At 31.4% G+C, this 12,077-nt stretch carries 12 protein-coding genes, 1 pseudogene and 1 riboswitch; of the genes and pseudogenes, 3 read left to right on the top strand and 10 right to left on the bottom strand.

Annotation, left to right across the window (positions count from 1 at the left end):
* The first annotated feature begins 338 nt into the window (after positions 1–338).
* Positions 339–419: riboswitch (cyclic di-GMP riboswitch) on the top strand.
* Positions 420–538: 119 nt separating this feature from the next.
* On the top strand, positions 539–2,806 hold the full coding sequence (locus FS935_RS20120) for a putative bifunctional diguanylate cyclase/phosphodiesterase (RefSeq protein WP_146950436.1): 2,268 nt from the start codon (positions 539–541) through the stop codon (positions 2,804–2,806).
* Between the two features lie 164 nt (positions 2,807–2,970).
* Here FS935_RS20120 and FS935_RS20115 read toward each other — a convergent pair whose 3' ends face one another.
* The gene (locus tag FS935_RS20115; protein WP_146950435.1) at positions 2,971–3,900 is read right to left on the bottom strand and encodes an SDR family NAD(P)-dependent oxidoreductase; all 930 of its coding nucleotides are present in this window, start codon (positions 3,898–3,900) and stop codon (positions 2,971–2,973) included.
* 93 nt (positions 3,901–3,993) lie between these two features.
* Positions 3,994–4,566 (bottom strand): TetR/AcrR family transcriptional regulator, encoded by a 573-nt coding sequence (locus FS935_RS20110; protein WP_146950434.1) that lies wholly within the window; start codon positions 4,564–4,566, stop codon positions 3,994–3,996.
* Positions 4,567–4,765: 199 nt separating this feature from the next.
* Between FS935_RS20110 and FS935_RS20105 the strand changes: the two genes are divergently transcribed.
* Positions 4,766–6,163 (top strand): hypothetical protein, encoded by a 1,398-nt coding sequence (locus FS935_RS20105; protein ID WP_146950433.1) that lies wholly within the window; start codon positions 4,766–4,768, stop codon positions 6,161–6,163.
* A gap of 212 nt (positions 6,164–6,375) precedes the next feature.
* Here FS935_RS20105 and FS935_RS20100 read toward each other — a convergent pair whose 3' ends face one another.
* From FS935_RS20100 to FS935_RS23500, 5 genes are all read right to left on the bottom strand, one after another.
* Positions 6,376–6,552, bottom strand: coding sequence for a Fur-regulated basic protein FbpA (locus tag FS935_RS20100; protein WP_146950432.1), 177 nt, complete (start codon positions 6,550–6,552; stop codon positions 6,376–6,378).
* Between the two features lie 73 nt (positions 6,553–6,625).
* Complete coding sequence (locus tag FS935_RS20095) at positions 6,626–7,042, bottom strand: hypothetical protein (RefSeq protein ID WP_146950431.1); 417 nt, start codon at positions 7,040–7,042, stop codon at positions 6,626–6,628.
* A gap of 70 nt (positions 7,043–7,112) precedes the next feature.
* Positions 7,113–7,637, bottom strand: a complete 525-nt coding sequence (locus tag FS935_RS20090; RefSeq protein WP_158638675.1) for a hypothetical protein — start codon at positions 7,635–7,637, stop codon at positions 7,113–7,115.
* A gap of 13 nt (positions 7,638–7,650) precedes the next feature.
* Positions 7,651–7,866: a hypothetical protein gene (locus tag FS935_RS20085; RefSeq protein WP_146950429.1), complete on the bottom strand. Its 216-nt coding sequence runs from the start codon at positions 7,864–7,866 to the stop codon at positions 7,651–7,653.
* 72 nt (positions 7,867–7,938) lie between these two features.
* Positions 7,939–8,082, bottom strand: coding sequence for a hypothetical protein (locus FS935_RS23500; RefSeq protein WP_158638674.1), 144 nt, complete (start codon positions 8,080–8,082; stop codon positions 7,939–7,941).
* 395 nt (positions 8,083–8,477) lie between these two features.
* On the opposite strand from FS935_RS23500, the pseudogene FS935_RS24310 reads away from it, so the two are divergent.
* Positions 8,478–8,697: pseudogene (locus tag FS935_RS24310) on the top strand (ATP-binding protein); the annotation flags it as partial.
* 91 nt (positions 8,698–8,788) lie between these two features.
* Here the strand turns inward: FS935_RS24310 and FS935_RS20075 are convergent.
* The 3 genes from FS935_RS20075 to FS935_RS20065 all read right to left on the bottom strand — a co-directional run bounded on the left by FS935_RS20075 (position 8,789) and on the right by FS935_RS20065 (position 12,042).
* On the bottom strand, positions 8,789–9,556 hold the full coding sequence (locus FS935_RS20075; protein WP_439116682.1) for a polysaccharide deacetylase family protein: 768 nt from the start codon (positions 9,554–9,556) through the stop codon (positions 8,789–8,791).
* A 140-nt stretch (positions 9,557–9,696) separates the two neighbouring features.
* Positions 9,697–11,190, bottom strand: a complete 1,494-nt coding sequence (locus FS935_RS20070) for a methyl-accepting chemotaxis protein (RefSeq protein ID WP_146950428.1) — start codon at positions 11,188–11,190, stop codon at positions 9,697–9,699.
* A gap of 267 nt (positions 11,191–11,457) precedes the next feature.
* A complete protein-coding gene (locus FS935_RS20065) occupies positions 11,458–12,042 on the bottom strand; it encodes a CBO0543 family protein (RefSeq protein ID WP_146950427.1) in 585 nt (194 codons plus the stop codon).
* Between the last annotated feature and the right edge of the window lie 35 nt (positions 12,043–12,077).

Genomic DNA, 12,077 nt, shown 5'->3' with positions numbered 1-12,077 from the left:
AAAACTAAAAAAGTGAATAAACCAACGTTTGATTTCTTCATTTCCACAGCCCCTTTACCTTTTGTTATATTAACTATACAAAAGTAAAAAGATGTATTCTACATTCATGTTATATTAACTGACACTTTTTCTGATTATTCTTAAAATTAATGTTGTTTACATATCTTTTAAATATCACCATATCAAAAATGCTAAATAAATAGTATAATAGAACTATACATTCTACAAAATTTACGAAAATAACGATAGTAGCTACTCAGTTTGGCAGCTTTTCAATTACCAAAAGCCATGTAAGAGTTATTTGCTGTAATATCGACTCAGCAACTCAACAATAAAATAATTGAAAAAGGCAAACCTATTGAAAAATGGGGACGCAAAGCTACAGACCTAAGGGAGACTATGGTGGCTGAGTTACCAATGAGATAAAAGTTATGTCTCTTTGGATATAACTTTTTTTTATTTAGACTTTTTTCTTCAAATTTTGTTCATTCAGTTCAGGGCACTTATTAAGAACTACGCTATACTTCGGGGGATAAATATGACGAAACTAAAGGATTCTCCAGTTTTTTTTCTACTTGCTCATATATCCATATTTTACGTATGGATTTTAACCATGCGCAGCAACGAAGCTCTTTTGTTAGTAGGTACTACCTTCTTTGTTCTACTTGGAAATATAATTAGTTTAACATGGCTCATCAAGACGTATAAAAGGGTTAAAGGGAATGAGAAATATTTCTGGTTATTATTAAGCTTTGGAGTTCTCACTTCATTCATTTCCAATGTTATCTGGTACATAGATGGCATTAATGGAGTTGTCCATCTTCCAGGCTGGACTAACTTACTTTGGGTTTTTACCTACCTATTGTATTTAGCAGCATTAATTTTCAAAATGATTTTGCTGAAGCACACTGTCGATTATCGACCTTATATGTTTAACTTAGTTATTTTTATGACAGTGGCAATTGCTTTAAGTATTCACTTCTTAATCGAGCCTATCTGGATTCAATCAGACTATTCGATTGGTGCTACGATACTCACAATAGCTTATCCAATCTTTGATTTAGGTATCATTTTTTCTTCTGTTTATCTTTATTATATTTCTAGAAATACTCAGTTAAAAAGAAGTTATCTATTTATTACAATGGCATTTACCCTTCAAATTCTAGCAGACTCGATTTATGTTTATTTATTACACTTAGGTATCTATCAAATTGGCAGTATTATTGACCCATTTTGGACAATATCTATCTTATTATTAGGTATAGCTGGATTACAATTTAAGAACGAATCGTCTAATCATAAAATAATTGAAAAAGAACCACTCAGCAATATTGATATCTCTATCCCATATATTTGTGTGCTGTTCCTATTAATTCTCGTTATTTCTAGCTATAAGAACGATCTAAATGCACTAAGTATGGGCTTAACAGTTTCATTCCTTCTTATTTTAATTCGTCATTTTTCGTTCATTCGTAAAAATCAACAATTAGTAAACGAGTACAGATATCTTGCTTTTCATGATCAATTAACTAGTCTATATAATCGCCCTAAATTCCAAAGTGATCTTCAACTAGTTTTAGAAAAAGCTACTAGTGATCAAACAAGAACAGCTCTTCTTCTATTAGACTTAGATCGCTTTAAAAATATTAATGATACACTAGGTCATTATTTTGGAGATTGTTTGTTAGTAGAGGTTGCTAACAGACTAGAAAGCACTGTGGCAGAACATGGGACCACATACAGACTCGGTGGAGATGAGTTTGTTATTGTGCTTCCCGATACAACAAAGCCAAAATGTATCACTGTTGTAAGAAAGTTATTAGCTGATTTTCAATATCCTTTTTTCATTGAAGGATATGAATTAACTGTATCACCAAGTATTGGTATTAGTATGTTTCCTGAGAATGGGGAAACAAGTGGTGGACTGCTAAAACATGCAGATGCTGCTATGTACTTGGCTAAAGAAAATGGTAAAAACACATTTCAATTTTATGATGAAGCATTGCATAGACAGCTAGCTTACAAAATGGAGATAGAAAATGGCTTAAGAAAAGCTTTTGATAATAAGGAATTTTCTCTAGTTTATCAACCTAAGGTTGAATTAAAATCAGGTGAAATCATTGGAATGGAAGCGTTATTAAGATGGCAGCATCCAAAGCTAGGCTTCATTTCACCAATGGAATTTATTCCTGTTGCAGAAGAAACAGGACAAATCGTCAATATCGGCCATTGGGTACTAAAAGAGGCTTGTCGCCAAAATAAACTGTGGCAAGAACAAGGTCTGCATAATCTATCAGTTTCAGTAAATGTATCTGTTCGCCAATTTCAAGATAGTAGCTTTTTAAACAAAGTATCTTCGATTTTAGAAGAAACTGGGCTTAGTCCTAGGTGTCTTGAATTAGAAATAACAGAAAGCATTATGCAAGATATTACCCACTCTGTAGACATTCTAACTCAAATACGAAGTTTGGGAGTTAAAGTATCGATTGATGATTTTGGTACAGGCTATTCTTCTTTAAATGTTCTAAAGGACTTACCTATTGATACACTAAAAATAGATAAATCATTTTTAGAAAATATGTCAGATTCTATGAATTCAACAATGATAAAATCCATTATTAAATTAGGTTTAAACCTCAAATTAAATGTAATTGCAGAAGGAATTGAGACAACAGAGCAAATGGAAAAATTAATTGAAAATCAGTGTAATTTAGGACAAGGCTATCTCTTTTCACACCCACTTCCTCCAGAGGAATTTAGTATGCTTCTTCAAAAAGGTAGCTTTTCAAAGAAATCCCTTACTTAATAATTAATGCTTCAAAGAAGAGGTTGGGACATTATAAAAAAATCATCCACAAAGTCGAAAAAATAAAGACCCGAACTATTAGGCGAAAGATTAATTGAACGTCACCTAGTAATTCGGGTTTTTCACTTTTGCTTAAACACATATGTCCCATTCTCTTTTTACACTTAGTACGAGTTCATCACCTGCAAGGTATGCGCCATACCATCTTGATAGGTTGTTCGTGGTATAACACCCATTCTTTCTTCATATTTTGAACCATCTAACACAAGTGGATCTTCGTTTAAGTAATACATTTCTACATATTCTTTCATCATCTTATCAAAAAAACCACTAAATCGTACCATACTTTTAGTTACAGTCGATACTTTTTTTGAATATCCCGTGGTATTTTTGATTACCTCTACAAGCTCTTCACCGGTAATAGTTCCTGAACCTGGAATATTCCAGCATTCACCATATGAAGCGTCAGAAAGAGCTAATTCAACCAATGCCTTCGCTCCATCTGGTGTATAAATGTATTCTCTTTCAATCTGCTGATTTCCTACAAACATGGCACGCTTATTTTTAACAATAGATTGAAGCATATAATGAAGAACAGTGCTTTTTGCATAAGGTCCATAAAAGTCTGGAAAATGGGCAATCACAACAGGTACCTTTGATGAAAGAGCAATTTGTTCTAGCTTCAAGCGAATATTACCCTTCTTTGTATGAGGCTTTTTTGGAAAGTCTTCTGTCACTTTCTTTCCAAAGCATCTTCCATACGCATAAACATTATCTACAATTGCTAGCTTAGCTTTGTACTTTTCACTAACTTGCAAGATATTTCTTAGCATGATTTCCTGTTTATTATTCCACTCATTATACGGAAGATTCACAGCATGAAAAATTAGGTCAACATCGTGTGCTACCAGTTCCAAATCTTCAATCTTAAACACATCACCTGGTTGAATCGTAATTTTCTGATGTTTATCAAAAATCATGCGAAGTCTATTCTCAGATCTTGCAAAAGCTGTCACTTCAAATCCTCTGTTAGCTAATTCAAAAGTTAACGCACTTCCCATTCCGCCAGACGCCCCTAAAACTAATGCTTTCATTTTTTATTCCTCCATCAATTTATTGGCTGCTTTCGCTTTAAAAAATATTTTATATAGATTTATTAACCAGTGTTCAATAAAACTCAAAAAAATTTATTTTTTTATTGCTTTTATCAACAATCTACAATGTGACTCTGCAGAAACACTTATATCATCAAAGCATTGTCCCTTAAAACAAAAATGTGCTACAAAACCATGAAGTGATAAAAATACAAACCATACTTCCTGTAATGTCACAGAATTATCTGTTAATACAGTTAAAGCTTGAGCAAACTTCTCAAAACTGTGATTTGGTTCTTCTTGAAGAAAGCTTTTGAGTTCTTGGTCTTTTGTTAAAAACATTGTTTCATAATGACTTGGATTATTAATACCAAAACGAATAAACTCAAGAAAGATCTTCATAAGCTTCTGCTCATTTGGCAGCTGTTTCTCCATCACCCGATCAAGCTCAGAATCTAACAAGGAAAAGCCTTTTGCTACTAAAGCATAAAAAAGATCTGCTTTATTTTTAAAATGGTAATAAATTGCACCATGACTGCAATCTAATACTTTGGCAATTTTTCTCATCGAAACATGATCATAGCCTTCTTGAATAAATAATCCTTTAGCTGCTTCTAGAATCATTTCTTTCGTTAATTCTTGTTCAACTGATTTTCTAGGTGTCATGATGTTACTCCTTTTTATTAACCACTGTTCAATAAAATAATAACCCTTTATTTTCCATCAGTCAATACAATATTTTATTAATAATGGTAAACTATAACTAATGAATTCATTCTAAATTCATTACATATAGAGATAAATTTCATATTTTCCTCGACTAGTGTTACAATTAACATAACGATGTGTGAAGGGATTGATCGAGATGAGAAACAACTATATTATTTCTGTGAAAGATCATAAACAAGACATCAATTTAACTGTAAGAGGACTCTATTTTTTTCAAGGATTTCAAGTCCTAGAATCCTACACACCACAAAATGACAAATGCTATTATCTGTTTTTTTATAAAAATCAATTTCTAACTGGAAGAAAAACAACAAAGATAAAGCAACAATCGTTTCTTAAGCAAATTCTTACAAAAGGTGTTTCTATTTCATCTCCTCATCCATTACTCACTTCATTTCTTACAAATTCATCAATTTCTACATTTCCTTCTTTAAATACACTATGGAAAAATATCAATAACATTTTTCCAAAGGATGAAGCCTTTCATATTTTATCTGCCTTTGATTGTTATCTAAAAAAAGAAGATATTTTGGCTTTAATGAAGAAATCATTTCTCCAGTTTCGTAGAAATGGTAAATTTCTTCATGCATATCGTATTCTACAAATAGCTAGAGAAAAATACCCAACGAACAAGTGGGCTACCTCTTTAATAACTCATATGGATTACCAGAAATATTCAATCCATTATCAATCTGAAATTGAAACATTACTCACATATGACCCCCTTTATGCTGAAAACCAGCTTTATCTTCACAAAGAAACCGACCACATATATGCTCTCCTCCAAAAAAAATTACGATCTGAATCAAGAATAATTGAATGCCTTTCATTGCATTGCAACTATTTATCAACAAATCCCCAGAAATTTGACGATTATTTTCATGATATTAAGACTATTCTTCAATCTAATTTCACAAAACAGGAAACAATAGATATCCTATATATTCTATACAATCAACAAAGCTTTATTGAGAACAAAACAAAAATTCAAGAGCATTTACTATCTCATCTGAAATCTGAAAAGCTCTACAAAGATATATTCATGATACTAACAGAAAACAAAATACCTCAAACTTTAAACCAAACTGATTTACTAATAGAGGCAATTGCACATTTAGATGCAAAAGCACTTTCTTTTGATACCTTTCTAGCTGAAAATCTTACTTCTACAAATAATCAGCAGCTGGAGAAATTAATTGTCACTCTTCTTCCTAGATTATTTGAAGCACATGATATTAAATATACTTATAACTGGCTAAAACCCTTGATGCATATGTCATTACCATCCATTAATACAATTAAAAAGATGTATGAAATCAGTGAAGAACCTGACAAACAACTGGATATGGGAGAGTTATATTATGAATTAAAACAGCTTCCACAAGCTATCGACTGTTTCCTCTGGGATATTGAGATGAACCCGACTAACTCAAGTCCAATCAAATGGTTAATCAAGCTTTATGGAGAATTAGGAATGACTGAGGAATCAAAAACTTATCAATACTTATATAAAGAGATTCAAAAGAGTTCTTAAAGTATGAGGTAATAGGGATCAATAAGAATCTAGATGTTATTAAAGAAAGCAAATAAAGACCCGAACTATTAGGCGAAGGATTAATTGAGAGATCACCTAAAAATTTGGGTTTATCATTTGCTAAAATAAATACTTATATCCAGTCTCTCCTGATCTTTGAAATTAAATTAGTGTCCTATATAATGCAGTAATCACTAATTTGTAGTTCTATATTAAATTGAGTCGCTAACACGCCTTCCTGTTAACAGTTTATATTCATTTTCTAACTCACTTAATGTTAATTCATATAACTGACGATTATCAGTAGATTTATAGCAATCTAATTTTATTAACAGTTGAATTGTTTGCTCTTTTCTATGTTTGATTGCTTTTTTAAATATATCTCCCATTTTTCTTCACACCTTTTAGAATATTACTTTTACGTATTTTTCTATGTAAGTGTTTGGCAGCAAGATCATCTCTTTATGACATAAATAGATTTTCAGACACATGACTTAAATAACTCTCTAGATTGAGTTTAAGCTGTTTTGATTCTTTTAGGCTTTTGGTAGATTGTAAAAATGCTGCTTCATCACCTTTACCTAGTGATTGATCAATAACGTAATTTAAATGATTAATTTTTAGCTCTATATCTACTAAAGAAATGATCATTCCTTGTGTAAAATATCTTTCTAAATCTTCTAGAGCCATATGAAAATGCCAATCATTATTAAGCACAACTTTGATATACCAGCCGTTATCAAACATGTATTGACGATCATTTGTTACTTCAATAATATCCTCTTTCTTGATCTCTAATGAATCTTCATGAGCTCCATCTGGACAGAAGCATTCAATGATATGCTCAAACGTTTCTACAGCAATGAAATAATGATGCATCAAAATCTCTCCTTTACATTTTCAACTGAGCTTTTAAAAAATACATTTTACCCTGAGAACAGTTATCTATTTAATGCAGATACTTAGTCTTTGTAGTTGCTAAAGAGTTCAAGTTAATGTTATTTTCCATACATTGATCTGTGAACGGACAATTCAAGCACTCTTTCAGTGAACCTACTTTTTGATAATCCTTTGGTTGAATTAAAGCACTCTTTAAATAATCGATGTACATAACACCCTTTGGAATATCTTCCTCTTTTGGAATATGTGTAAACCTTCTTCCTTCTAATAAAGTAATTATTTCTATTTTTTTAGGAAGTATTCCAAATGCTTCGTATGAAAATACCGCAATTAAACTGCTATATAACTCTATTAATTCTTGATTTACTTCAAGAAGAAACTTTTTTATCTTAAAATCATTTGGCGAAGAATCAACTTCTTCAAATGTTAGTGAAAGCTGTGCTTCTAATTCTTGTTTATTTGTATTAAGTTTTTCATACAGAGCAAACGGTGACTGATAAGGTGAAATAAATTTCAGCAGATGATCTGTTGTTTTTGCTAAAACAAGATAGTAATCTTCTTTTGAATGAAACAATGAAGGATTAACCTTACTCCAATTTTGTTTGTTTTTCACCAGGTAGCTGGTGATATGCTTGAACAACCCAATTGATATGTACCTGAACAACCTGCCTCCATCTTATTTGTCCTTCTTTGAAGGCTAATATATGTTGAAAGTATAGCTTATAGGGACACTTTATAAATGACTCTAAATGATGAATTTCATCATTATATTTTTCTGTAATTTGATGGATATTATTGATCATATAGGGAATTATTCCTTTCACTATATTTAAAGACTCGTTCAAGCTGTGAGCTTAGTTAACTATCTGGTGATATTACATTTTCAACATAATTATGTCGAGCATATCTATTCCACAACAAGAACAATAGTCCCTTGTGAAATCATCTTCTATATCAAGAGTCTCAGTAAATCCGCAATCATTACAAATGTTAACCTCAACAGAACCTGTTCTCTCCATAGCTTACCCTCACATCTTTAATTGAAAATGATTATCATTATCTATTTATCATTCTAATTGAAAACAGTTATCAATGTCAAGACCCTGAATCCTTCCTTCATTACATTATTTGGATAAATATTAGAAAAAAGGCAAAACCCCTTGGGTCATGCCTTTGTTTTATAGTGTTTTTTTAAAATATTGACTCTGTTAAACTTTGTTGATTTCTGTTACAGGCATTCGCTTCCACTGGAAAAAAATTACCTTTTTTTTTATTAAGCGAGGGAAAAGCCCGATTATAGGGTCGTCATAGAGCTTATGAAGGACATGAGTGAGGGGAAAGCCCTATCAAAAGTCCGTCATAAAGCTGATGAAGGACTTGAGCGAGGGAATGCCCTATCAAATGTCCGTCATAAAGCCGGAAGGACTTGAGTACCTATTTTATTAAATGTTAATGGACTTATTGAACTTAAAAAGACAAAGCTAGAAAACCGTTTGTAATCTCAATTCAAGCACTATGGAAAGTATAAATTTTTAATTATTGATGAAATTGGTTACCTTTCAAATGACAAAGAAGATGCCAATCTACTTTGTCAGCTAATTGATTTAAGATATGAAAAGAAAAGTACTATATTCTTGGATTTTTGCTGAATATCTTAATGTAAGGTAATTCCACAAAAAAAGAATAAAGAGCTTTCACCTCTTTATCCTTATCTAAATCCTATTTTTACTTTTTATAAGGTATATTTAACAATTCAGGAACAGTTTTAAATGCCATACCTTGTTCTCTTAAAGCAGGGATTATTAGCTGAAGGGATTTTATCGTATTTGTACGATCAGCATCCCATTCTCCTCCGTCGTGCATAAGAACAATTGCACCAGGCTCAAAGTTACTTAACACATTATAAGATATTACCTCTGGAGGTGACTCGCGCCAATCTAATGAATCTACTGACCAGCCAACAATTGTATAATTCATTCCTTTTAGCTTTTCTACTAGTTCATTATATAAAAATCCATATGGAGCACGAAATAGCTTAGTTCGGTAATTTATTTGTTTGGCTAACACTTCTTCAGTTGTTGAGACTTCTCTTTCAAGTGTATTTATATCTGCTTCTTTTACAAGATTAGGATGCCAATAAGTATGATTTCCAATAACATGTCCTTCTTCAACAATCCGTTTAACTATATCAGGGTATTTTTCTACCCGTGCTCCCATTAAAAAGAAGGTTGCTTTTATATTATATTCCTTCAGGGTATCTAAAATTTGCGGAGTAAAACGTGGATCTGGTCCATCATCAAATGTTAAGGCAACACTATTGTCAGTTTGTTGACCTCTTAACACAACCGTTTCAGGATATCTTTGCTGTAAGACGATATTTGAAACAGGATATCGAACTCTTTCCTTTTCTTCTGGACCACCTTCTAAATTAGGTATATCCTGTTGTGCATCTACTTGGGAACTTAGAGATATGATGATACTTGTAACAAACATAATCATTACGAAACCCATTAAACTACGTTTTTTCATATATTTCTCTCCCTATTAATTAATCACAGTATTATTTTTCCATAAAAAAATCCCCTTATCCACTTTATAAAAAGTTAAAATAAGGGAATTATTTTATCATCTATTTATGAAATAGATGTAAGTGATTTCTCGACTGCTTTAATACTACTTACACTTGTTGTGTTAGCATCTAATATATTTTCTAAAGTAGCCATTAACTCCTCTAAAGAAGCACTAGATTGTTCACTGACTGATGCCAACTCTTCTGTAGAGCTGTTAATCACTCCTACAGTTGAATTTATTTCTAAAATTAAATTATTACTAATATCAGCTAATTGGGAGAGATTTACGATAGCCGAATTGATTTCAGAAAATGATTGGTTTGTCTGTGTTGTTACTGCATAGCTTTTAGCCATTTGTTCTGCTATATGAATCATCCGATTACGTGTGTTGTCCGATTGCTTTGTAAATTCACTAAGTTGCTCTGAAATTTGTTCTGCTGATTTTGTTGTCATATCAGACAAATTACGAATTTCATTAGCTACTACAGAAAAACCAAGGCCATGTTCTCCAGCCCTTGCTGCTTCAATACTAGCATTCAAAGATAAAAGATTTGTTTGATTTGCAATTTCTTTAATCGTATTACTAAATTGATTTGTTACGGCTAATTTAGTGTTTAATTCACTTATTTCATCTGACATTGAGTCAATTTCTTCTTTAAATTTGCTAATTATTTCCGTTAGATCTTGCACTTGTCTTTGACCATGCTTGGAAAGCTCACTTGTTCCTTCTGTTTCTGCTTTTAAAGTTGTTATTGATTGTAACATCTTTTCTACCACTTCTGTCATTGATGAAACAGATCCATTAATTTCGACTGTAGCTTCATTTTGAGCATTTACGCCAGAAGCTATTTCTTGAAAGGTTGCATTCATTTCGTGAAATGATTGGTTATTTGTTTCACTTGATTTCGAAACAACGCCCATATTTTTCGAAACCTCACTCACCAATTGAACAACTGAGTTTTTCTGTTCACTTTGCAAAGCTAAGAGAGACTCAGTTTCCTTTCTTGACTCTACCATTTGCTTCGCAAGATGAAGTGTAACTTGTAACAAAGAAAAGATTAGTATTGTAATTAATCCATAATAAATTATATAAGTAATCTTGTCTTCTTGAGAAATACTGATTACATCAGATTGACCATACAGTAAATATAACATCATCAACAACCCATAAACTTGAGTCAATATTGATAACTTTTTATCCATATATATAAGTGCTAATATAATGAGAAAGTAGATTGAAAAAACGTTTGAAACTGCTGGTTGTAAAACTAATGTAATTGTAGTGGACATGGCAGATCCAAAAACGGCGATATATCTTATGTAATTAATGAATACCTTTTTAAAATGTAAAAAAGTATAGCTGCCCCAAACAAGTAACTGAATGACTACTAAAAGTATTTGGTGAGTTTCCATTGCAGCTCCCATTGTAAAAATAGCAAACAGTGTAAGTGCAGTGACAAATGTAATCGCTTTAAAAACTATTGAATTGCGTCTAATAATGTTTTCCTCTATTGTTGTAAGATTATTATTTACAACTTTCTCTTCTTGTTTCTCCATAGTAAATCTCCATTCTCATATTAACTTGTTATTCGATATAGTTAAATTATACTATGGAATTCTATATTTCGACATATTTTTTATAAATAAAAATACTTTCTAAGTATATTTACATATTTCTATTAACCAATGACCAACCCCATACAGAAATTTTAGATATTTTTATCATTATAGATAAACAAATTTCTTCTCTTGTATAAAATAAGGCTTTTAGCCATCCTAAAAAGAATGGCTAAAAGCCTTATGGTGCATCCAAAAATAAATTTACTATTTGTAATTTAGCTCTATTTTTTTAAATCTCTTGATTATTAACCAACAAATCACTCCTAATAACCAATAAATCGGAAAGGAATAAATATTTCTCCATGTTATTTCTTGATAAATATTTAGCATTTCCATTACAGGCTCTGCGATAAAAGCTAAAAATGCTGATAAAATACCGTTTGCAATGAGGAATTTAGAAGCTTTGTCTCCAAAGCGTTGATAAACATACATAAATGGTACGATTACGATTCCAACATCATAAGGATATAATTGTGGAATTAAATATGGAGTCAATCTTACAGGATACGTCCAGACCATTGCATTACTTCCAATTGAATCAAGGATAATTGCTGAAACACCATAAAATAAACCAAAGGAAGTAATTTCGATTAGCCTTTTCTTATCTATAAATTTCCACCATGTAATTGGGGCCAACACACTAAGAATAACTAAAAACCACCATCTTGCTGTTAAATAGTTATGATTTTCCCAATATTGATTAAGAGATTCAAAATATGTTTTCTCAACTTCTATTAAATGATCTATAGGTAAGGAATTTAGTGTGTATAAATTAAAAAGCTCGAACATAAAGATTTACACCACATTTTTCTTTTTATAATCTA

This window comes from Metabacillus litoralis, assembly GCF_007994985.1.
Lineage (GTDB): Bacteria > Bacillota > Bacilli > Bacillales > Bacillaceae > Metabacillus > Metabacillus litoralis.
Note: the sequence above shows the minus strand (reverse complement) of the source record. Positions and strands in the feature narration are given on the sequence as shown.

What these genes read in the sequence shown, in the direction of transcription:
- FS935_RS20085 (WP_146950429.1), bottom strand. Translation starts at nt 7,866, where the DNA reads ATGATCAATAATATCCATCAAATTACAGAAAAATATAATGATGAAATT.
- FS935_RS20110 (WP_146950434.1), bottom strand. Translation starts at nt 4,566, where the DNA reads ATGACACCTAGAAAATCAGTTGAACAAGAATTAACGAAAGAAATGATT.
- FS935_RS20095 (WP_146950431.1), bottom strand. Translation starts at nt 7,042, where the DNA reads ATGCATCATTATTTCATTGCTGTAGAAACGTTTGAGCATATCATTGAA.
- FS935_RS20075 (WP_439116682.1), bottom strand. Translation starts at nt 9,556, where the DNA reads ATGTTTGTTACAAGTATCATCATATCTCTAAGTTCCCAAGTAGATGCA.
- FS935_RS20105 (WP_146950433.1), top strand. Translation starts at nt 4,766, where the DNA reads ATGAGAAACAACTATATTATTTCTGTGAAAGATCATAAACAAGACATC.
- FS935_RS20065 (WP_146950427.1), bottom strand. Translation starts at nt 12,042, where the DNA reads ATGTTCGAGCTTTTTAATTTATACACACTAAATTCCTTACCTATAGAT.
- FS935_RS20100 (WP_146950432.1), bottom strand. Translation starts at nt 6,552, where the DNA reads ATGGGAGATATATTTAAAAAAGCAATCAAACATAGAAAAGAGCAAACA.
- FS935_RS23500 (WP_158638674.1), bottom strand. Translation starts at nt 8,082, where the DNA reads ATGGAGAGAACAGGTTCTGTTGAGGTTAACATTTGTAATGATTGCGGA.
- FS935_RS20070 (WP_146950428.1), bottom strand. Translation starts at nt 11,190, where the DNA reads ATGGAGAAACAAGAAGAGAAAGTTGTAAATAATAATCTTACAACAATA.
- FS935_RS20115 (WP_146950435.1), bottom strand. Translation starts at nt 3,900, where the DNA reads ATGAAAGCATTAGTTTTAGGGGCGTCTGGCGGAATGGGAAGTGCGTTA.
- FS935_RS20120 (WP_146950436.1), top strand. Translation starts at nt 539, where the DNA reads ATGACGAAACTAAAGGATTCTCCAGTTTTTTTTCTACTTGCTCATATA.